Origin of the sequence: Streptomyces sp. NPDC001380, assembly GCF_042895785.1 — a bacterium.
Lineage (GTDB): Bacteria > Actinomycetota > Actinomycetes > Streptomycetales > Streptomycetaceae > Peterkaempfera.
In genome coordinates this window covers 70,333-92,004 of sequence record NZ_JBIAWP010000016.1, presented here as the reverse complement: position 1 = coordinate 92,004, position 21,672 = coordinate 70,333, and the positions used below count along the sequence as shown (strand labels likewise).

The window sequence follows — 21,672 nt, the reverse complement described above, 5'->3', positions numbered from 1 at the left end:
GGGCCGGTCCGCCGGCCGCCGTGTCAGCCGACCGAGAGGGTGGCGTCCATCTCCCACATCAGCACCTCCGCGCCCTCCGGCCCACCGGTGATGCGGCGGCCGTCGGAGCGGGTGATCCGCGCGGCGTCGCCCTGCGCGAGGGGGCCGGAGCCCTCCAGCGCCACCTCGCCGCGGGCGACGAAGACGTGGACGAAGGGCGCGGTGGCGACCTCCAGGGTCTCCCCGGGCCGGATCTGCGCCACGTGCAGGGCGGCGTGCTTCTGGCGGATGCCGATCGCCCGCTGCTGGAGGTGCTTCGGCATGCCCGAGGCCAGGGTGGTCCAGCCGCCGCGGGCGAGCTCGCCGCCGATGTCGAGCTGCTCGTAACCGGGGGCGATGCCGGCCTCGTCGGGGATGGTCCACATCTGGATGAACCGCACCGGGGTCTGGTGCTCGGGGTCCCCGGTGAGGGTCCAGGAGTCGTTCTTCTCGCTGTGCAGGATGCCGGTGCCGGCGCTCATCCGCTGGGCGAGCCCGGGGTGGATCACACCGTTGTGCCCCTCGGAGTCCTGGTGCACCAGGCTGCCCTCCAGCACCCAGGTGATGATCTCCATGTCGCGGTGGGGGTGGGTGTCGAAACCGGTGCCGGGCGCCACGACGTCGTCGTTGGAGACGAGGAGCAGCCCGAAGTGGGTGTTCCCGGGGTCCCAGTGCCGGGAGAACGCGAACGAGTGGCGGGAGTCGAGCCAGCCGGCGCGGGTGTGGAAGCGCTCGCCTGCGCGGCGGATGTCGACGAGGGAGGACAAGGCGTCTCCTTGGCGCTCGGGGAGCGGGGCCGCTCCGCGGATGTTGTTGAATCTTATACAAATTTTCGGCCGCAGGCATTCCCGCCCTCGCCGCGGTGCCGTGCGGAGGCTCCGGGACCCCCGCGGGCCCGGCCGCGCCTCCGCCGAGCGGGGCCTCCGGGCGTGTCTGCCAGGTGTGCTAGCGGCCCGGCCGCTCCGGCCCCGGGCCGGCCGCGGCCCGGTCCTGCGGCCGGTCGAGGAACGCGCGGTAGGCGGCGGCGACGTTCGCCAGGTACCGGAGCGCCGCCCCCCGCTCCTCCTCGGACATCCCGGCGGAGGCCCCGCCCAGCAGGCCCAGCAGGGGCGCCAGTTCGCCCATGACGTGGCGCATGCCGGTGTCGGTGACCTGCAGGACCTGGCGCCGCCGGTCCGCCGGGTGGGGCGTGCGCTCCACGTGCCCCTCGCCTGCCAGGCGGTGCACGGACTGGGTGGCCGCGGCCGAGGTCACCCCAAGCCGCCGGGAGAGCTCCACCGGTCCGAGCTGCTCGCCCGCGGCCTCGGCCATGATCACGTGCTCGACCGCCTCGACGTCGGTCAGCGGCATCCCGAGCCGGTGGGCGAGGGCGCCGCGGGCGAGCTGGGTCAGGGTGAGCACCTCGCGCAGCGCCTCGGACAGCTCGTCCCCGGGGCCGCCGCCCGGAGGGTGGGGTGTGTCGGGTTGCGCCATGGTCCACAGTCTGACACGGTGATAATCGCTAAGCTGCTTAACGACATATGGGGTCATCGTGTCTCGAACCATGCCCGGCTCCGGCCGCCAGGGGCCCGCCGCTCCCGGCGACGGCCCGCACCGGGCCCTGCGCCCCTCCTCCCGCCGCCTGCGCGGCGCGGCGTGGCTCGTCCTGCTGCTCACCGCCCTCGGCCTCGGCGCGGCCTTCACCCTCGGGCCCGCCGACGCCACCACCACCGCGACCACCGGATCCGGCCTCCCGGCGAGCTCCCAGTCCGCCCAGGTCTCCCGCATCGTCGGGACCCTCCCCTCCGGAGCGGTCGCCCCCGCCCTCGTCGTCTACAGCAACGCCGACGGCACCCCCCTCACCGCCCCGCAGCGGGCGCAGATCGAGCAGCGGGCGGTGCCCCTGGGCCGGCTCGGCCTCGGCGGGGCGCCCGCCCGCGCCGCCTACGCGAAGGACCGCGTCGCCACCGTCGCCGTCCCGCTCCGCAGCGGCGTCGGGGACGACGAGAACGCCGCCCGGATCGACACGATCCGCCGTACCGCCTCCCAGGGCCTCCAGGCACCCCTGCGGGCCCAGGTCACCGGCGGCCCCGCCTTCTCCGCCGACCTCGGCAAGGTCTTCGACGGCGCCGACACCACCCTGCTGCTGGTGACCGCCTCCGTCGTCGCGCTGCTCCTCCTCGTCACCTACCGCAGCCCCCTGCTGTGGGTCGTCCCGCTGCTCGTCGTCGGCGCGGGCGACCGCCTCGCCTCCGTGCTCGTCGGGGTCCTCGCCCCGATCGCGGGCGTCGACGTCGACGCCGCCTCCGCGGGCATCCTCTCCGTCCTCGTCTTCGGCGCCGGGACCGACTACGCCCTGCTCCTGGTCTCCCGCTACCGCGACGAGCTCCACCTGGAGGGCGACCGCTTCCGGGCCATGGCCCGCGCCTGGCGCGGCACCGCGCCCGCCGTGCTGGCCAGCGGCACCACCGTCGTCCTCAGCCTCCTCACCCTCCTCGCCGCCGAACTCACCGGCAACCGCGGCCTCGGCTTCGCCGGGGCGGTCGGCATCCTCACCGCGATGCTCTGCGGCCTCGTCGTCCTGCCCGCCGCCCTCGTCCTGCCCGGACGCGGCATCTTCTGGCCCTTCGTGCCCAGGGTCGGCGACCCCGTCACGGCCGACCGGCGCGGGGGGTGGGCCCGGCTCGGCCGCGCCGTCGCCCGCAGGCCCGCCGCCGTCACGGCCGCCGGCACGGCCGTCCTGGTCCTCCTGGCCTCCGGGGCGCTCGGACTGCACACCGGCCTCTCGCAGAACGACTCCTTCCGCAGCAGGCCGGAGGCCGTCCTCGGCCAGGAGACCCTCCAGTCCGTCCTCCCCGCCGGCGCCGGCGACCCCCTCACCGTCGTCTCCGCCTCCGCCGCCGCGGACGAGGTCGTCCGCGCCGCCCGCGGCGTGCCCGGCGTCGCCCAGGTCACCCCCGGCGAGCGCACCGCCCGCCACGCCGCCGCCGAGGTCGTCCTGGAGGACGCGGCGGGCACCCGCGCCTCCGACGCCGCGATCGCCCGGCTGCGCGGCCGCCTGGCCGAGGTGCCGCGCGCGGACGCGCTCGTCGGCGGCACCACCGCCGAGACCTACGACGTCGCCCGGGCGACCGCCCGGGACACCCGCGTCGTCGTGCCCCTCGTCCTCGCCATCGTCCTGGTCGTCCTGGTGGTGCTGCTGCGGGCCCTGGTCGCGCCGCTCCTGCTGGTCCTGACCGTCATCGCGTCGTACTTCGCCGCCCTGGGCGCCTCCTGGACGCTCTTCCGCACGGTGTACGACTTCCCGGCCCTGGACGCCGGCGTCCCCCTGCTGTCGTTCCTCTTCCTGGTCGCCCTCGGCGTCGACTACAACATCTTCCTCATCGCCCGCACCCGCGAGGACACCCTCGCGGGCCACGGCACCCGCGCCGCGGTCCTCCGCGCCCTCGCCTCCACCGGCGGCGTCATCACCAGCGCGGGCATCCTGCTCGCCGCCGTCTTCGCCGTCCTCGGGGTGCTGCCGCTCATCACCCTCACCCAGATCGGCGTCATCGTCGGCGTCGGCGTCCTGCTGGACACCCTCCTGGTGCGGACCGTCCTCGTGCCCGCCCTCGTCCTGCTCACCGGGCGGCGCTTCTGGTGGCCCGGCAGGCCCGAGGAGGCCGCGCGGCGGCCGTCCGACGGCCCCGCCGCCCCGGACCGGCACGGCGCCACCGCCGTGTCCGGGCCCCGCTGACGGCGGCCGCGCACCCGCATCCGCATCCGCCCCTCCGCCCCTCCGCCTCGGGAGGGGCGGAGGGGCGGACGGGCGGGTGGAGACGGGCCGCACGGGCGGCGCGGGGTGTCCGCCGGGCTGTTGTCAGCCCCCTCCTGACGCGCTACGGTCGTCACGACAAGGCGTCAGGACCAGACTGACGCGGGATCGATGACGGAGGATCCATGTCCGCGCAGCTCTTCGCCGACCGCACCCTCCACTGCTCCTTCTGCGGCAGGCCGGAGACCGAGGTGAGCAAGGTCGTCGCGGGCCCGGGCGTCTACATCTGCGACGGCTGCGTCCGCCTCTGCGGCGACATCCTGGCCCGTCCCGCCGCCCCCGGGGAGACGCCCGAGGTCCCCGTCTCGGAGACGATGACCGACGACGAGATCCTCGAACTCCTGCCCCGCATCGCCTCGGTGAGCGCCCAGGTCGACGCGAGCCTGCAGACCTGGGTCGACCGGCTCCGCGCCCGCGGAGTGCCGTGGGCCCGCATCGGCGCCGCGCTGGGGGTCGCCCGGCAGTCGGCCTGGCAGAAGTTCTCCGGCCAGGCCTGACGGTCCGTCCCGTCCCGCACCGGAGGGACGGGGCCCAGGTCGTCCCCGGGGCGCGGCGTGCGCCCCCGCTGCCGGGCGCGTCCGGCCGAAGCCGCCGCCCGCGCTCTCGGAACCGCCCGGACGAGGTCCGCGCCCGAGCGGCGGCGCGTCCGGATCCGACACTGCCTCAAAGGGAAAGGCCCGCATGCCTGTCGAGGCAGGAATACGGCTCCCCTGCCGCGGTGCGCCCGGTCCGGGCGAGGGGACGGGGCCCGTGCGGCGGGCGGCCTCCTCCCGGTGAGGCCGGGCGGGTGCGGTCGCCGGCGGGAAGGCCCTCCGCGGTCGGGGGCCCCTGCGCATCCGCGGGCCCCTGTCCAGACCGCCGACACGTGATCGACGTCACTCGGCGGCCCGAAGGCGCGGGCCCGTATCTTCCCCCACGAGTCCGCGGCGCCGTCCCACCCCGATGTGCCGAGCGGCTGCAGGCGCAGCGATCCCCGCCTGTCCCGACGCCCACGAGGAACCTGTTGAAGCCACCACCCGCACGCTGGACGGTCCTGGCCACCGCCGGCGTGGCCCTCCTGGCCACGGCCGCCCCCGTCGCCGCCTCCCCGGCACCCCCCGGGCCGGTCCCGGCGGCCGCGCCGCCCGCGTCCACCGCACCGGCCCGGGCGGCCGTGCCGCCGGGGGTCCACACGGTCACCCTGGTCACCGGCGACGTCGCCACCGTCCGCGGGTCCGGTGGGAGGGGCGGCACCGTCGACGTGCGCAGCGGCGACGGGTCCCCCGCGGAGGCGCGCGTCATGGAGTCGGGGGGCCACCTGTACGTCTACCCCGACGCTGCCCTCCCGTACGTCGCGGCGGGCACCCTGGACCGGCGGCTGTTCGACATCACGGCCCTCATCGCCGACGGATACGACGACGCGCACCGCGACCGGCTGCCGCTCATCGTCTCCTACACGGACGGGGCGGCGCAGCTGCGTTCCGGCGCGTCCCCGCAGGGCTCCACCCGGGTCAGGACCCTGGACAGCGTGCAGGGCGCCGCGCTCACCGAGGACCGCAGGCACGCGGCCGGGTTCTGGTCCGCCGTCACCGCCGCGCCCGCGGGCGCCGCGAGGGCGGGGACGCGGTCCGGCGCCCCGGGCTTCAGCTCCGGCATCGCGCGGATCTGGCTGGACGGCCTCGTGAAGGCCGACCTCGCCGACACCACGGCCCGGATCGGCGCGCCCGACGTCTGGGCGGGCGGTGACACCGGGCAGGGCGTGGACGTCGCGGTGCTCGACACGGGGGTCGACCCCGGGCACCCCGACGTCGCGGACCGCATCGCCTCCTCGCGGAGCTTCGTCCCCGGCGAGGAGGTCGTGGACCGCAACGGGCACGGCACCCATGTGGCCTCCACGATCGCCGGGACCGGCGCCGCGTCCGGCGGGCGGGAGAGGGGCGTCGCGCCCGGCGCGGACCTCCGCATCGGCAAGGTGCTCGCCGACGACGGCTCCGGGCAGGACTCGTGGGTCCTGGCGGGCATGGAGTGGGCGGCGCGCGACCAGCACGCCAAGGTCGTCAACATGAGCCTCGGCTCCGACGCACCGTCCGACGGCACCGACCCGATGAGCGAGGCGGTCGACCGTCTCAGCGCCGAGACGGGGGCCCTGTTCGTGGTCGCCGCCGGCAACCAGGGCGCGCCCGGCAGCATCGGCGCGCCCGGCGCGGCGGACTCCGCACTGACCGTCGGCGCGGTCGACTCCGCCGACGACGTCGCCTCCTTCTCCAGCCAGGGGCCCCGCGTCGGTGACGGCGGCCTCAAGCCGGAGATCACCGCCCCCGGTGTCGACGTGCTCGCGGCCCGCTCGCAGTACGCCCCGGAGGGCGAGGGCAGCTACCAGACGCTGAGCGGCACCTCGATGGCCACGCCCCACGTCGCGGGCGCCGCCGCACTGCTGGCCGCCGCCCACCCGGACCTGACGGGGAGCCGGCTCAAGGACCTGCTCGTCAGCAGCTCCCGGCCCACCCCGCAGTACGACGCCTTCCAGGGCGGCAGCGGCCGCGTGGACGCGGCGGCGGCGGTCCGGGCCACCGTCCTCGCCTCCGCCACCGCCTTCGCGGGGCAGGCGCCCGCGGGCGGCTCCAGCACGGTCCTGCGCCCCGTGACCTACACCAACCTCGCGGACACGCCCGTCACCCTCGACCTGTCCGTCGAGGCCCCCGACGCCCCCGCGGGCATGTTCCGGCTGTCCGCGACCCGGGTGGCCGTGCCCGCGCACGGGTCCGCGTCCGTCACCCTCACGATCGACGGCTCCCAGGCCTCCGCCGGCAGGCGCTACAGCGGTCAGATCACCGCTGCCGACCCCGCTGGGCATCAGGTCGCGCACACGGCCGTGGCGCTGGGCGACGTCGTCCACAAACTGACGATGACCCTCAAGGACGGCGAGGGCCGGCCCATGTCCGGGGTCGTGGAGGTGCTCAGGTCGGGCGACTCCTTGCCCACCTTCTACCTGGTCGGCATGACGGGCACGCTGACGACGTTCCTGCCCGACGACACGTACTCGGTCCTCTCGTTCAAGACCGTCCAGGGCCTCCACGGCCCGCACTCGATGGGCATGGCGCTGCTCGGCGACCCCGACGTCACCATGGACCGCGACACCACCGTCGTGCTGGACGCCTCGAGGATCCGCCGGGTCGACGTGACCACGCCCCAGCGCACGGAGGCGACCTACCAGCGCCTCGAGTACCACCGCTCCATGGGCGGCGCCTCCTGGCGCGACTACATGGAGACCCAGACCAGCTACGACAGCCTCTGGGCGCAGCCCCTGCGCACCAAGGTGACCCACGGCGACTTCTACCTCGCCGCGCGCTGGCGCAAGGAGCAGCCCGCGCTGAGCGTCGCCCTCGGAGCCACCGACTTCTCCGACGTCCTCCAGCAGACGGGCATGACCCCCCTGCCGAAGGGGCGCCGGAACCTGAAGGCGGTCGTCGCCGGCGACGGCGCGGCCGCGGACTACGCCGGGGTCGACGCGCGCGGCAAGGCGGTGGTGGTGCGCCGCACAGCCTCGGTCAGCGACGCGGACCAGGCCGCCGCCGCCGTCCGGGCCGGGGCGGCGCTCCTGCTGGTCGTGAACGACCAACCCGGACGCTGGGTCCGCGACTACAGCCCCCGACCGCTGACGCCCGCCGGGATCGACGTGGCGCTGCTCAGCACGGACGAGGGCGAGAAGCTCATCCGGATGGTGCGCGCCGGCGACGCGGTGCTCCGCGTCGACTCCCAGCCGGTCAGCCCCTACGTCTACGACCTGATGCGGACCTGGCACAACGAGATCCCGGACGACCTGGTCCAGCAGGGAGGTCCGGAGAACCTGGCCCGGGTCGACGTCACCTTCGACAGCCCGGACCCGGCGCGGGGCGGCGGGGAGTTCCGGTTCGACTGGCCCGCCTACTCCGACTGGGGCATCGGCACCACGATGCGCGAGCCCGTGAACGGGAAGCGGGTCGACTGGGTCTCCACCGGCGGCGCGTTCACCTGGGGCCAGGAGGCCTACGTCGACGGCCTCCTCTACGAGATCGAGCCCAGGACCGCCTACCGTCCCGGGAGCACGCAGGCGGAGGAGTGGTTCAAGCCGGTCGAGCGCCCGTACCTCAACAACAACTACAAGCTCCCCCGGCGCAGCGGGAGCTGGCTGAGCTTCGACGTCCCCGGCTGGGGCGGCTCCGACCACGTCGGCATGACCATGGACTACCAGCGCACGCGCCAGGCCCTCACCCTCTACCAGGGTGACACCCTCCTGGCGCAGGGGTCGGCCACCGTCGTCGGAGCCGACGCGCCAGGCCCGGACAGGCTCCCGTACCGCCTGGTGCTGGACACCGGCCGGGACGCCTCGGTCAGCCCCTACTCCGCCACGACGCACACCGAATGGGCCTTCACCTCGAAGGCGCCGTCGTCGGACGACCCCGAGGTGCTGCCCCTGCTGCAGCTGGACTACGCGGTCGCCACCGACGCGGCGGGCCGGGCGGGGAACGGTGCGGACCTGTCGGTGTCCGCCCGCCACCTCCCCGGTGCCGTCGGCGCGGGCGCGCTCGCACCGGTCGCGGTCGAGCTGTCCTACGACGACGGACGGACCTGGCGGAGGGCCGTGCCCGGCCACGGCGGCCGGTTCGGCCTGTCCGCACCGAAGGGAGCCCGGTTCGTCTCCCTCCGGGCGAGCGCCCGGGACACGGCCGGCAACACCGTCACCCAGACGGTGATCCGGGCCTTCGGGATCCGGTGAGCCCGTAATGACCGGCTGACCGGCTGACGGGCTGACCGGCGCGGTCGCCCGGCGACCGCGCACGACCGGCCCGGGGCGGGCCGCACAGGACCGTGCGGTCCGCCCCGGTCCCCGGCGCGGCCCGGCCTGCCCGTGTGCGCGGGGGCCGGGGGAGTGGCCCTCCGCGGGCACCCGCGTCGCGGCGCGGCCCGCGGCGGAGGGCCCTGCCTCCGGGACGGACCCCCCCTGTGCCCGGCGGTGGCCGAAGCCCGGCACCCCGCGAAGAGCCACCCCGCGCAGGAGCCTCCCCACGAGGGCCCGGCAAGCAGCCGACTGACGGCCCGTCCGGGCACGGGGGTTCTGTTCGACCGTGCATGTGTCCGGCGTCGGACACTGCGTCCGTTGTGTCGCCGCTCGGCCCCGGCTGTGGAAGCACAGGCCGGTGCGGAGCGGCAGAGCGAGAGGAAACCGTGAGATCCATCTTCATGAGACCCGTGTTCGGCATGGCCGTGGGGCTCGGCCTGCTGTCGGTCGCCGCCGCCCCGCCGGCGCCCCCGGTGCTCGCAGGCTCCACCACCGCGGCCCACCCGACGGTGGCCCCGTCCCCGGACCTCGGGCCCGCTCGGGACGGCGGTGACGCCGGCACCCGCACGGCACACCGCTGGATCCCCCTGATCACCGGTGACCGGATCGGGGTGGACGGCAAGGGCGAGGTCGTCTCCGCGCGGCCCGCCCGGGGCCGCGAGGACATCCCCATCCGTGTCGAGACCGCCGGAGGGCACACCTACGCCGTGCCCGACGACGCGCGGGGCCTGATCGGGAGCGGCCGCCTGGACCGGCGTCTGTTCGACGTCACCACGTTGAGCTCCCCTGCCTATGCGCAGCGCAGGGACCTGCGGCTCATCGTGATGTACGACGCGGCGCGCCCGGCGGCCAGGACGGCGCTGCGCGCCACCGCCGGCGCCGACGTCGAGCGCACGTTGAGCAGCATCGACGCCGACGCCGTCGCCGCACCCGCGAACGGGACCGCGGACCTGTGGTCCGCCGTCACCAGGGGGACGGCGGGCGACGCCGGCCGCACGGTGGCGCCCGGCATCGCCTCGGTGTGGCTCGACGCCGTCGTCCACGCCTCCCTGGACAGGAGCGTGCCGCAGATCGGCGGCCCCGAGGCGTGGGCGGCCGGCTTCGACGGCACCGGTACGCGCATCGCCGTCCTCGACACCGGGGTGGACACCACCCACCCCGACCTGGCCGGCCAGGTCGTGGCCGAGCGCAACTTCTCCCAGTCGCCCGACACCGTGGACCGGTACGGCCACGGGACGCACGTCGCGTCCATCGCGGCCGGCACCGGGGCGAAGTCCGGCGGCAAGTACCGGGGCGTGGCGCCGGGAGCCCGGATCCTCGCCGGCAAGGTCCTCGACGACAACGGCAGCGGCAGCATGTCCCAGATCATCGCGGGCATGGAGTGGGCGGCGGCGGAGAAGGCGGACGTCGCCAACCTCAGCCTCGGCAGCTACGACACCCCCGAGACCGACCCGATGGAGGAGGCCGTCGACAGGCTGTCGGCCGAGAGCGGGACGCTCTTCGTCGTCGCGGCCGGCAACACCGGTGAAGGCGGGCCCGGCACGATCAACACGCCCGGCAGCGCCGACGCCGCCCTCACCGTCGGCGCCGTCGACAAGCAGGACGTGCTGGCACCCTTCTCCAGCACCGGCCCCCGGGCCGCCGGCGGCGCGATCAAGCCGGACATCACGGCGCCCGGTGTGGCCATCGGAGCCGCGGCCGCGCACGACAGCCTGATGGCCGGCGCCGGTACGCCGGTCGCGGACGGGTACGTGGCGCTGAGCGGCACCTCCATGGCCACCCCGCACGTCGCGGGCGCGGCCGCCATCCTCGCCCAGCAGCACCCCGACTGGACCGGCGACGACATCAGGCAGGCGCTCGTCGCGTCGGCCACGCCGGGTGCGTACGGGCCGTTCCAGCAGGGCTCCGGCCGGGTCGACCTGCGGAAGGCGATCAAGCAGACCGTCGTCGCCCGTCAGACCTCGCTCCCCTTCGGCCTCGCCCAGTGGCCGCACACCGACGACCAGCCGCTCGTCCGGGACCTCACCTACCGCAACCTGGGCAGCACGCCGGTCACCCTGGACCTGGCCGTGGACGCCACCGGGCCCGACGGCGGCCCGGCGCCCGCCGGGATGTTCACCACCGACGCCCGGGTCACCGTCCCGGCGCAGGGCGAGGCCACGGTGAAGGTCACCGCCGACACCCGGCTCGGGGGCGACGCGGTCGGCACCTTCACCGGGCGGGTCACCGCCACCGGCGACGGCCGGACCGTCGGCACCGTGTTCGCCGTGGACCGTGAGTCGGAGCACTACACCGTCACCGTGGAACCCCTGGACCGCGGCGGCAGCCCCGCCGCCTCCTGGGACGCGTACCTGCAGGCGCTGACCGGTCCGCTGCGGGGCAACGACATCGCCCTGGGAGGGGAAACGCACTCGGTGCGCGTCCCCAAGGGGCGCTACTTCCTGAACAGCATGGTCCGCGTGGACCCGGAGGGTTCGTACAGCCAGGGCGCCGACTGGTTCAACCGGCCCAACCTGGACGTCACCGAGGACACCACGGTGACGCTGGACGCGCGCACCGCCAAGGCGATCGACGTCACCGTGCCGGACCGGACCGCGCAGCCGACCTTCGGGTACATCAGCGCGGGCGTCGACCTGCCCGACGGGACCTTCACCCGCTTCGGGCTCTTCGCCGCGAACCTCGGCAAGTTCCACACCGCCCACGTCGGCCCGAAGGCGTACCCCGGGGACACCCTGAACCAGCAGCTCTCGCTCGCCTTCTCCACCGGCACCGAGGGGCACGACGACTACGCCCTGGTGTACCGGCCGGAGGGCGACACGTACCTGACCGGTTTCGCCGACCACCCCGCTCCCCGGGACTTCGCCGACGTCAGGCTGGGGATGGGTGCGCCGGCCAAGGGCAAGACCGGCTTCGTCACCCCGGTCACGGAGGGCGGCACCGGCCTCGGTGAGCCCCGCGCCCTTCCCCACACGACCACCCTGCACCTGCTGTCGGCCGACACCCCCTGGACGCTGATCTTCGACCAGGTGGACGCCGACGACTCCTACGAGAGCAGCTACGTCTGGTCCGACCAGGCGTTCCGGCCGGGACGCTCCTACCGGCACACGTTCAACGTGGGTGTCTTCGGACCCTCCCTCCCGGACGGCGCCGGGCTGCTCCGCAACGGCGAGGCGATGCTCGGCGCGATCCCGCTGTTCTCGGACGGCAGCGGCGACTTCAGCGACAACAACGCGCCGTACGACAGCGCGCTGACGACCTTCTACCGCAACGGACAGCTCGTCCACCGGAGCATCTACCCCTTCGACTACTTCTACGTGGCGCCCGACGAGCGGGCCGACTACCGGCTGACCGTCTCCGTCGCCCGCGGAGCGGTGGCGGACGTGTCCACGGCCATGACCGCGTCCTGGACGTTCTCCTCCGCCTACGCGCCGGGCATCGCCAGGATCCCCACCTCCGTCGTGCGCTTCACCCCCGAGCTCTCCCTGGACAACACGGCCCGGGAACGGGCGAGGGTGCGGGTCCCCGTCACCGTCGAGGGATCCGCGCAGGGGCGGAACCTGGGATCCCTCGCGGTCTGGGTCTCGTACGACAGGGGTGCCGACTGGCAGAAGGCCGCCGTGCGCGACGGCGCCGTCGAGGTCACCAACCCCCGCGCCGGCGGCAGCGTCTCGTTCAAGGCCGAGGCGGCCGACCGGCAGGGCAACACCGTCACCGAGACGATCATCGACGCCTACCTGACGAGGGCCGAGGGGTGATCAGGGCCCTGTCGGGTCCTGCCAGCACCGGCTGACCGCCAGGAACGGAGGAGGGCCCCCGCCGTGCAGGCGGGGGCCCTCCTGCATCACGTCCTGCAGCGAGCCGGGGGCCGTCCTCCGCCGGGAGGCCCTCCGGTCCGTCCGCCCCTCCGTCCCTCCCGCGGCGCAGGGGCGGACGGGACGGGCGGAGGGGCGGGCCGCACGGGTGGCGCGGGGTGTCCGCCAGGCCGTTGCCGGCCTCCTCCTGACGCGCTGCGCTCGTCACGACAAGGCGTCAGGACCGGCCTCAGGCGCCGGTCCGCCCGTCGACGAGCTCACGCACGACGTCGAGGTGGCCGTTGCGGCGGGACGTCTCCCCGATGAGGTGGAGCATCACCCATCGCAGGTCGACGTGGCGGCCGTCGCTGACGGGACGTCCGGCCCTCGAGCTCAGGTCGTGGCCGGACACCAGGCGGCGGTAGCGGGCGCACTGCTCCTCGTACTCGGCGAGGAGCCGGGGCAACGGGATGTCGACCGCTGTCCGCATCTCGGGGTCGGGGTCGTCGTCGGTCGCCCCGGCGAGCGGCCCCGGCGAGCTCCTCGCCCAGGAACACCACCTGCCACCAGTAGTACTCGACCCAGCGCAGATGGCTGATCAACCCGCACAGCGTCATCAGCGGCGAACCCGGGAGCGGGGCCTTGCGGGCGTCCTCGGGGGACACGCCCTCGCACGTGGCCCGCGCGGTGCCACGGGCGTAGTCCAGGAAGGTGGCCAGCTGTGCACGCTCGTCCCACGTAGGGGGCGTGTCGGTTCGTGGCGGCATCGGGAGGAGTCTCCCCCGGCCCGGGACGGGTGTCGACCCGGCCGAGCGGACGCACCGTCGCGTGCCCCGGCACCCGCTGCGCCCGGGGAGGGCCCGGCCGGACCACCGGACAGGTCCTAGCCCGCCAGGGCGCCGCCGAAACCGAAGGCGTCGGCGGCGGGCAGTCCCCGCAGGCCGGCGCGCCCGACGGCGGCCGCCGCCGGGCACGGACCCGGCCGGGCCGCGCAGGAGACGTGCAGCACCCCGTGGCCGTCGTCGGCGCCGGTCGCGGCGGAGAGCAGTTCGGTCCGGCCGTCCCCCGTCACGTCCGCGAGGAGCACGGTGCCGCCGAACACCTCCTGGACCCCTTCGGGCGCCGGTCGGCCGGACACGACCTCCCGCACGCCCCGCACGGACAGTCCGTGCGGCCCCCCGCGGAGGAGGAGCACGACGCCGGCGCGCGCCGGTCCGGGGCCGCCGTCGTCGGGCACGCCCACGGCGACCTCGGCCCGGCCGTCCCCGTCGGTGTCGCGCACGGCCACGGCGTGCCCGAAGTACGCCGCGTCGGCGCCCGGCACCGGCCCGGGGACGCCCGGTGTCCGCTGCGTGACCTCGGTCCCCCCGGGCCGCAGGCCGCGGGCGCCCCCGTACCGGACCACCAGACGGCCCGCCCCCTCCCCGGCGTCCGGGTCGCCGAGCGCCAGGTCGGTCCGCCCGTCGCCGTCCAGGTCGCCCGCGCCCACGGTGCCGCCGAAGCCCTCGTCGGCCCGCACCGGGCCGGGCACGCCGGGGCTGTCGCGGGTGACGGCGACGGGGCGCGCCAGGCCGCGTGCGGAGCCCCGGAGCACCACCACGCCCCCGGCCCGCTCCCGCCCGCGCACCGTGCCGTCGCCCGCGCCCACCGCCACGTCGCCGTACCCGTCGCCGTCGAAGTCCACCGCCGGGCGCGCGGCGGGCCGGGCCGCGGCCGACGGCACCGGCCGCCCGCCCCTGCGCACCGGCCCCGCTGCACCGCCGCCCGGCCCGCCGCCCCCGCCCGCGGCGCAGGCGGCCAGGACGAGCATCCCGGCGGCGAGCGCGGCCCCGGCGGTCCCGCCGGCCGTGGCCCTGCGACCCATGGCGTCCCCCTCCGTCACCGGAGAAGACACGTCCCGCCCCGAAAGGTTGTACGCGCGCCGGTGACCGGGCCCGCCGGCAGGGGAGGTGGCGGGGCGTCAGAAACCTTTTCCCGGAGATGCCCTGCCCGGGAGCGGTGCCGCCCGGTTCCCGCGCGGGACGGGATGACTGCCCGCGGGATCCCGGGGTAGCGGCTGCCCCGGAGAGAAGTGCGGACGGCGATCCCGTCCCGGCACTCCGACACTGCGGAAGGACTGCGGACATGAGCGAGACCATGTGGGGCTACGGCGCGGACAGCGGCTACACGGCGGGCGTGGACCTCGTCGGCTACCGCGTCGAGGCCACCGACGGCCACATCGGCAAGGTCGACAAGGCGAGCGAGGAGGTCGACGGCCAGTACCTCGTCGTCGACACCGGCCCGTGGATCTTCGGCAAGCACGTCCTGCTGCCCGCCGGCACCGTCTCCAGCATCGACGCCAACGAGCGCACCGTCTACGTCTCGCGCACCAAGGACGAGATCAAGAACGCGCCGGAGTACGACAAGGACAAGCACGCCGTGGACTCCGGCTACCACCAGCAGTACGGCCAGTACTACGGCGGCCACCGCTGACGCGGCCACCGCTGCGGACTCCCGCGGCCCCGACCGGAGCCTTGCCGGCCGGGGCCGCGGGCCGTCCGCGTCCGCCGGAGCCCGCGCTCCGGGCCGCGACGTGCCGTGCGCCACGTGTGCCGAGGGCGGGAACGGGCAGGCTGAGGCGCGCGACCACCTGCGGACATGCCTCCCGCGCCCCCGACCCAGGAGCCCCCTTGCCGTCCGACCTCATACCCGACCTCATACCCGACCTCCCGCCCGGCCCCGCACCCGGTCCCGTACCCGACCTCCCGCCCGGCCCCTTCTCCGACGCCCTGCGCACCGCCACCCGCGCCGCCCACACCGAGGCCGAGGAGTCGGCGTTCATGGGCGACCTGCTGGGCGGGCGGCTCGGCCTCGACGCCTACGCCCGCTACACCGAGCAGCTGTGGTTCGTGTACCGCGCCCTGGAGGACGGGGCCGCCCGCCTCGCGGACGACCCCGTGGCGGGACCGTTCGTACGGCCGGAGCTGGAACGGGTCCCGGAGCTGGAGCGGGACCTGCGGCACCTGGCGGGGGAGGACTGGCGCGCCCGCGCCTCGGCCCTGCCGGCCACCCGGCGCTACGCCGCGCGGATCGCGGAGGTCGCCGCGCACTGGCCCGCCGGGTACGTCGCCCACCACTACACCCGCTACCTGGGCGACCTCGCCGGCGGGCAGGTGGTCCGCCGCACCGCCGAGCGGACCTGGGGACTCGACGCCGGGGGCGACGGGGTCCGCTTCTACGTCTTCGAGCGGATCGGCAGCACGCCCGCCTTCCGGCGGGAGTACCGCGGGCTGCTCGACGGCCTCCCCGTCGGGGAGGCGGAGCGGCGCCGGGTCGCGGCGGAGTGCTGCGACGCCTTCGCGCTCAACAGCGCCGTCCTCGCCGGCCTCGCCGCGCTCTTCCCGGCGCGCGTCTGACGGCACCGCCGGTTCCACCCGCCCCCCGGGGACCGGTCGGCGCAGCGTCCCCGCAGGGGGGACGATGCAAAGAGGGGGGCGACGCACAGCGACAGACGGACCGGCCCGCCCCACCGCGGCCGGCCCCACCGGGAGGAGCCGGGCATGGCCGAGCGGGTCCTGTCGACGGGACAGGACGGGCCCCCGGCCCCGGGCGGCCGGACGGAGGCGCAGGACCGCCGCCCGCGGCACGACTGGCTGTCGGAGCGCGCGGTGGAGGCCGAGCGCCAGGTGTCCGACGCGTTCGACCTCGGCGCGTGCGTCCGCGAGCCCATCCACCTCCTGGGGGGCGTCCAGTCCTACGGCACCCTGCTCGCCGTCCGCGCCGCCGACGGCGTGGTGGACAGCGCCGCCCTCAACACCGGCGACCTGCTCGGGGCCGAGGCGCAGGACCTGGTCGGCACCGGGGCCGCCCGCCTGCTCGGGGCGGAGCAGTGGGCGCAGGCACGGGAGGCCGCCGAGACCGACCCCGCCGGGGGAGGGCTGCTGCCCATGACCGTGACCGTCGACGGCTGCCCCCGCCTCTTCGACGTGACGGTCCACCGCACCGACGACCTGCTGGTCCTGGAGTTCGAACCGCGGACCGCGGGCGCGCCCTTCGCCTTCCAGGACTTCTACCCGGGCGTCCGCCGGGCGCTGCGCCGCCTCCAGGGCGCCGCCACCGCGGCCGAGTGCTGCCGGGCCGCGGTGCGCGAGGTGCGGGCCCTGACCGGGTACGACCGGGTGGTCGCGTACCGCTTCGACGGCGAGGACGGCCCCGGCGAGGTGGTCGCCGAGGAGATCGCGGAGGGCCGCGAGCCGTGGCTCGGCCTGTGGTTCCCGGCCAGCGACATCCCGCCGCAGGCCCGCCGCCTGTACACGCGCAACTGGATCCGGGTCATCGCCGACGTCGACGACCCCACCGTCGGCCTCCACCCGCCGGTGCGGCCGGCCACGGGGCAGCCGCTGGACCTGTCGGGATCCGTCCTGCGCACGGTCTCGGGCTACCACCTGGAGTACCTCCGGAACATCGGTGTCACCTCCTCGATGTCCGTCTCCCTGCTGCGCGAGGGGCGCCTGTGGGGGCTGATCGCCTGCCACGGCGACACCCCGAACCGGCTCTCCCCGGAGCTGCGGGCCGCCTGCGAGTTCTTCGGCACCGCCCTCTCGCTCCAGCTGGCCGCCCTCGACGAGCGCAGCCAGTCCGAGACGCTGGCGCGCAGCCGGTCCGTCCTCGCCGGCCTGGCCGGCCGGATCACCGGCGACCTGGCGGGCAGCCTCATGGAGACGCCCGGCCTGCCGGAGCTGGCCGCGGCCGACGGCGTGCTCCTGCTGCGCGGCGGCACCGCGGCGGCCGGGGGAGCCGAGCCGCCCCCGGCCCTCGCCCCCCTGCTGCCCCGGCTCGCCGCGGGACTGCCCGCCGGGACGGTCTGGTGCACCGACCGCCTCCCGGAGACCCTCGCGGAGCAGGACCGGGCGGCCGCGGGCACCCCCGCCCCGGGCGCCACGCAGGACGCCGCCGTGCACGGCACGGCCACCGCTCCCGCCGCATCCGCGCCCGTGCCCCCGTCCGGCCCGGCCGCGCAGGACGGCGGCCTGCCGGCGGGTCTGCTCCTCGTCCCCCTCACCGGCGAGGGCGACGTCCTCGCCTGGTGGCGCCGCGAGTGGCCCACCTCCCGGGACTGGGCCGCCGACCCGGCCCGCCCGGTCCGCCTCGGCCCCCGCGGCGAGCGCCTCACCCCGCGCGGCTCCACCGCGGTCTTCCGCGCCACCGTCCGCGGCCGCAGCCTGCCCTGGACCGCCGAGGACCGGGCCGCGGCCCACCAGCTGTGGCGCACCCTCTCGGACCTGCTGCTGCGCCGCGCCTCCGAGCTCTCCCAGCTCAACGAGGAGCTGCGCCGCATCAACGAGGACCTCAACTCCTTCGCGCACGCCGCCGCCCACGACCTGAAGGAGCCGCTGCGCGGCATCTCCAACGCCTCCGCCTTCATCGTGGAGGACGCGGGCCCCGACCTGGACGCGGCCACCCGCCGCCGGCTGGACACCGTGCAGCGGCTCGCCGCCCGCATGGACGGCCTGCTCGACTCGCTCCTCCACTTCTCCCGCCTGGGCCGCGTCGGCCTCCAGCGCGAGCGGACCGCCCTGGACACCCTGCTCGACGAGGCCCTGGAGGTCGCCGGGGACCGCCTGGCGGAGCAGCAGGTCGCGGTGCTGCGGCCGGGCCCGCTGCCCGTCGTCTCCGCAGACCCCGCCCGCCTGCGGGAGGTCCTCGTCAACCTCCTCGTCAACGCCGCCAAGTACGCGTCCGACACCGGCCCGCGCACCGTCGAGGTCGCCGCCGGGAGCGCCGTGCCGCCCGGCGGCGACGGCCCCGTGCCCGCCGTCGTCGTCCGCGACAACGGCATCGGCATCCCCGCCGACCAGCACGAGGAGGTCTTCCAGCTCTTCCGCAGGCTGCACCGGCGCACCGAGCGGGGCGGCGGGTCGGGTGTGGGCCTGGCCGTCGTCCGGCGCATCGTGGAGCGCCACGGAGGGGTGCTGTGGCTGGAGAGCGCGCCGGGCGAGGGCACCGCCGTCTGGTTCACCCTGGACGGGGGCGCGGAGGGCTGAGGGCCGCCCGTCCGGTACGGCCCGGCCTCAGTGGCCGCCCTGCTGCTGCCAGTAGTCGACGGCGCCCCTCAGCACCGTCCGGAACAGGTCGAAGTTCACCGGCTTGTACACGTAGCTGTCGGCGCCGGCCGCGTAGCACGCCTCGACCTCGGCGGGCGCGGTGGAGGAGGTGAAGACCACCACGGTCACGTCCGCCAGCTCGCCGCGCGCGCGGATGTCGGCGAGCAGCGAGTGCCCGTCGCGGCCCGGCATGTTGAGGTCCAGCAGGACCAGGCCCGGACGCGGCGCCGCGGGGTCCAGCAGCCGCGCCAGCACGCCCTCCGTGCCCGACGCGAACTCCAGGGCGACCTCGGGGTGGGACCGCGACAGCGCGCGCTCGATCGCCTCCGTGTCCTCCTCGGAGTCCTCCACCACCAGGATCAGGCCGCCTGCCACCGCTGTCCCCTGCCGTCCGCCCGTCATCCGCACCCCTCTCCGCCGCCCCCGGAGCCGTCCGTTCCCCCGCTCGCGCCCCCGTCCGCTCTCCGGTCCGCGCCCCCGTCCGCGCCCTCGTCCGCGCCGCGGACCCGCGCCACCAGCAGGGCGATGTCGTCCGCACCGGAGGCCCGGAAGTCCACCGCCTGGTGCGCCAGCTCCTCGGCCACCCGCGCCGCCCCCAGCCCCCGCAGACCGGCGAGCCGCCCCGGCAGCAGCCCCTCGAAGAAGGACCCGTCCCGGGCCCGCGACTCGGTCAGGCCGTCGGTGAAGAACACCGCCGTGTCCCCCGGCCGCAGCCGGTCCTCCGCCACCGTGTACCGCGGCTCGTCCACCACGCCCAGCAGCAGTCCCCCCGCCCGCACCTGCTCGACCGCGCCGTCCGCCCGGAGCAGCAGCGGCGGCGGGTGCCCGGCGCTCGCGGTCCGCAGCAGCATGCCCTCCCCGCCGTCGGGGTCGAGGCACGCGATCGCGCCCGTGACGAAGCGGGAGGTCCGCTCCCGGCGCAGGGCGGCGTTGAGCCGGCTCAGTGCGGTGCCGGGCGGCGCGCCGTCCTCCAGCAGGGTGCGGAGGGTGTGGCGGGCCAGCCCGGTGAGGGCCGCCGCCTCCGCCCCGCGCCCGCACACGTCCCCGATCACCAGGGCCGCCCCGCCGCCGCGGGGGACCACGTCGTAGAAGTCCCCGCCGACGTCCAGCATGGGGTCGCCCACCTCGTACGAGGCCCCGAGGTCGAGGCCCTGCACGTGGGGGAGTTCCGCGGGGAGCAGGTGGCGCTGCAGCGAGAGCACGTGCTGGCGGCGCTGCTCGTAGAGCATCGCGTTGTCGAGGGCCAGCGCGGCCCGTTTGGCCAGGTCCCCCAGGAAGAGCGCCTCCGGCATCCGGGGCTCCGGTCGGCCGTACAGGAAGGTGATGGTGCCCAGCACCCGGCCGCGTGCCCGCAGGACGTCCACCGTCACCGCGCCCACGTCGCCCACCTCGCCCGCGTCGTCCGCCGCGGAGAAGGGCCCCCCGCCGAGCTCGCCGGCGTTCAGCCGCAGCCCCTGCGGGCTCCGCACCGCCCGGGCGATCAGCCGGGCCAGCCACGGGTCCGAGCGGCCCAGCTCGGCCGTCCCCCGCTGGCTGCGGGCCGCGACGTGGACCGCGGCGACGCACTGCAGCTCCCGGTCCCGGTACAGGTGCACCAGGCAGCCGACGGCCACGGCGGGCACCGCGATCCGGGCGACCCGCTGCACGGTCTCCTCGACGTCCAGCGAGGCGTCCATCTGCAGGGACGCCTCGGCGAGCAGCGCGTCGGCCGCCCGGAGCCGCTCGGCCAGGCCGCGTTCGGCGATGCGCCTGCCGCAGGCGGCGACGATCTCGGAGACCTGCCGCAGGCGGGCCTCCAGCAGCTTCCGCTCCGGGAGGTCGCCCGTCCCCAGGGTGAGGGCCGACCACTCCCCGTCCCCCAGCCGGAAGGTGCACGTCAGGGCCTGGGACACGCCGGCCGCCCCCAGGACGCCCGCCTCCGGCCACGCCGGGCCCCGGAGCTCCGCCACCGCGTGCTCCCTGACCTCCGCCGAGGCCGCCGGCCGCCGCGGTGTCCCGTCGTACGGGCCGTGCGCGAGCAGCTCCAGCGTCGGGGCCGCGTCCCCGGGGGCCAGGGCGCGCAGGTAGCGCCCCCGGGAAGCCCCGTCCCACCGGGTCCCCACCACGACGCGGACGCCCGGCAGCCTCAGCAGCACGTCGTACAGGTCGTCCGCCAGGACCATGACGTCGACGGCCTCGTCGGCGGCCTGCCACAGCCGGTGGAGGTCCTCCGCCCACCTGTCGTCCACGCCGCCTCCGCTCCTGCCGGCCGCCGGGCGCGCCGACCCCGACCCGCTCCGGGCCCTGACCGGGCCGTTTCCACGGGGACCCCCTACCCCGGGATGCCGCACCGACTAACCGCCGCCCGGGGAGGGGACGGCGGTCCGGCCGCCGCGTCTCCCGTCCGGGGGTGCGGCCGGGACCGTGTGCCGCAGGGCCGCGGTGTCCCTTCCGCTGATCCCCCGGATCGGGCATCGTCCTCCTCGGCAGTACGACCCGTCACCCTTTCCGGTCCGAGGAGGACCCATGGACACCGCAGAGCGCTTCCGGACCGCAGTCGAGGAGCACGACCTGACCGCCCTGGACGAGCTGTTCACCGAGGACGTCCGCTTCCACAGCCCGGTGAAGTACGCCCCCTTCGACGGCCTGCCTGCCGTCAAGGGGCTCTTCGGCGTGCTGCTGCGCACCTTCGAGGACTTCCGCTACGTCGGGCGCCTGGACGGGACGGCCGAGACCGGTGCGGGCGGCGGCCGGGTGCCGTCGGCGGCGCTCTTCTTCCGGGCCGCCGTGAACGGGCGGGAGATCCACGGCGTCGACCTGCTCCAGTTCGACGGCGCGGGCCGGATCGAGGAGTTCACGGTCATGGTCCGCCCGCAGTCGGCGGTCCACGCCCTGGGGGAGGCGGTCACCGCGGCCCTGGTCGCCGAGGGGATCGTGCCGGACCCGGCCGCGCGCGGCTAGCGCCGTGTCCGCGGACACCGCGACGCACGGGCAGCTGCTGTCGATGATCAACGGTTGAGGCCGGGTGCCGCTCCGGCGGTCACGCCGCCCGCCGGCAGCCCCCCGCGCCGCCCCGGGACGGAGGGGCCGACGGGGAACGGCGCAGGGGAAGGGGGAGGCACGGACATGGTGCAGAGCGAGCGGCCGGCCTGGCCCACCACCTCGACGGTCTCGTCGAGGGCTCGTTCCGCTCCCATCCGTCGGAGGGGG

14 protein-coding genes and 1 pseudogene are annotated in these 21,672 nt (G+C 76.2%); 8 read left to right on the top strand and 7 right to left on the bottom strand.

What is annotated here, in order from left to right; genetic code table 11:
- Positions 1-23: 23 nt before the first annotated feature.
- Both ACFY07_RS20105 and ACFY07_RS20100 read right to left on the bottom strand, forming a co-directional pair.
- Positions 24-785: a pirin family protein gene (locus ACFY07_RS20105; RefSeq protein WP_390870242.1), complete on the bottom strand. Its 762-nt coding sequence runs from the start codon at positions 783-785 to the stop codon at positions 24-26.
- A gap of 178 nt (positions 786-963) precedes the next feature.
- Entirely contained in the window at positions 964-1,491 is a 528-nt protein-coding gene (locus ACFY07_RS20100; RefSeq protein ID WP_390870240.1) for a MarR family winged helix-turn-helix transcriptional regulator, read from the bottom strand.
- A 58-nt stretch (positions 1,492-1,549) separates the two neighbouring features.
- On the opposite strand from ACFY07_RS20100, the gene ACFY07_RS20095 reads away from it, so the two are divergent.
- The 4 genes from ACFY07_RS20095 to ACFY07_RS20080 all read left to right on the top strand — a co-directional run bounded on the left by ACFY07_RS20095 (position 1,550) and on the right by ACFY07_RS20080 (position 12,364).
- Positions 1,550-3,733: an MMPL family transporter gene (locus ACFY07_RS20095; RefSeq protein ID WP_390870238.1), complete on the top strand. Its 2,184-nt coding sequence runs from the start codon at positions 1,550-1,552 to the stop codon at positions 3,731-3,733.
- 203 nt (positions 3,734-3,936) lie between these two features.
- Positions 3,937-4,308, top strand: a complete 372-nt coding sequence (locus tag ACFY07_RS20090; protein ID WP_390870236.1) for a ClpX C4-type zinc finger protein — start codon at positions 3,937-3,939, stop codon at positions 4,306-4,308.
- A 506-nt stretch (positions 4,309-4,814) separates the two neighbouring features.
- The gene (locus ACFY07_RS20085; RefSeq protein WP_390870235.1) at positions 4,815-8,546 is read left to right on the top strand and encodes a S8 family serine peptidase; all 3,732 of its coding nucleotides are present in this window, start codon (positions 4,815-4,817) and stop codon (positions 8,544-8,546) included.
- A 449-nt stretch (positions 8,547-8,995) separates the two neighbouring features.
- On the top strand, positions 8,996-12,364 hold the full coding sequence (locus ACFY07_RS20080) for a S8 family serine peptidase (RefSeq protein WP_390870233.1): 3,369 nt from the start codon (positions 8,996-8,998) through the stop codon (positions 12,362-12,364).
- Between the two features lie 286 nt (positions 12,365-12,650).
- Here the strand turns inward: ACFY07_RS20080 and ACFY07_RS20075 are convergent.
- Together ACFY07_RS20075 and ACFY07_RS20070 are read right to left on the bottom strand one after the other, a co-directional pair.
- A pseudogene (locus tag ACFY07_RS20075) lies at positions 12,651-13,167 on the bottom strand (DinB family protein).
- Positions 13,168-13,283: 116 nt separating this feature from the next.
- On the bottom strand, positions 13,284-14,264 hold the full coding sequence (locus ACFY07_RS20070) for a hypothetical protein (protein WP_390870230.1): 981 nt from the start codon (positions 14,262-14,264) through the stop codon (positions 13,284-13,286).
- Positions 14,265-14,524: 260 nt separating this feature from the next.
- Between ACFY07_RS20070 and ACFY07_RS20065 the strand changes: the two genes are divergently transcribed.
- The 3 genes from ACFY07_RS20065 to ACFY07_RS20055 all read left to right on the top strand — a co-directional run bounded on the left by ACFY07_RS20065 (position 14,525) and on the right by ACFY07_RS20055 (position 18,423).
- Positions 14,525-14,872 (top strand): PRC-barrel domain-containing protein, encoded by a 348-nt coding sequence (locus ACFY07_RS20065; protein WP_230652436.1) that lies wholly within the window; start codon positions 14,525-14,527, stop codon positions 14,870-14,872.
- A 224-nt stretch (positions 14,873-15,096) separates the two neighbouring features.
- A complete protein-coding gene (locus ACFY07_RS20060) occupies positions 15,097-15,795 on the top strand; it encodes a heme oxygenase (biliverdin-producing) (protein WP_390870356.1) in 699 nt (232 codons plus the stop codon).
- A 144-nt stretch (positions 15,796-15,939) separates the two neighbouring features.
- Positions 15,940-18,423 carry an ATP-binding protein gene (locus ACFY07_RS20055; RefSeq protein WP_390870228.1) on the top strand — a complete coding sequence of 828 codons (2,484 nt, stop codon included), beginning with the start codon at positions 15,940-15,942 and terminating at the stop codon, positions 18,421-18,423.
- Between the two features lie 27 nt (positions 18,424-18,450).
- Here the strand turns inward: ACFY07_RS20055 and ACFY07_RS20050 are convergent, their stop codons facing one another.
- Together ACFY07_RS20050 and ACFY07_RS20045 are read right to left on the bottom strand one after the other, a co-directional pair.
- Positions 18,451-18,858, bottom strand: coding sequence for a response regulator (locus tag ACFY07_RS20050; protein ID WP_390870226.1), 408 nt, complete (start codon positions 18,856-18,858; stop codon positions 18,451-18,453).
- 23 nt (positions 18,859-18,881) lie between these two features.
- Positions 18,882-20,711, bottom strand: a complete 1,830-nt coding sequence (locus ACFY07_RS20045) for a PP2C family protein-serine/threonine phosphatase (protein WP_390870224.1) — start codon at positions 20,709-20,711, stop codon at positions 18,882-18,884.
- A gap of 277 nt (positions 20,712-20,988) precedes the next feature.
- Here ACFY07_RS20045 and ACFY07_RS20040 point away from each other — a divergent pair, with 277 nt between their 5' ends.
- Positions 20,989-21,423 carry a nuclear transport factor 2 family protein gene (locus ACFY07_RS20040; protein ID WP_390870223.1) on the top strand — a complete coding sequence of 145 codons (435 nt, stop codon included), beginning with the start codon at positions 20,989-20,991 and terminating at the stop codon, positions 21,421-21,423.
- A 47-nt stretch (positions 21,424-21,470) separates the two neighbouring features.
- Here ACFY07_RS20040 and ACFY07_RS20035 read toward each other — a convergent pair whose 3' ends face one another.
- Complete coding sequence (locus tag ACFY07_RS20035; RefSeq protein ID WP_390870221.1) at positions 21,471-21,659, bottom strand: hypothetical protein; 189 nt, start codon at positions 21,657-21,659, stop codon at positions 21,471-21,473.
- Positions 21,660-21,672 lie beyond the last annotated feature (13 nt).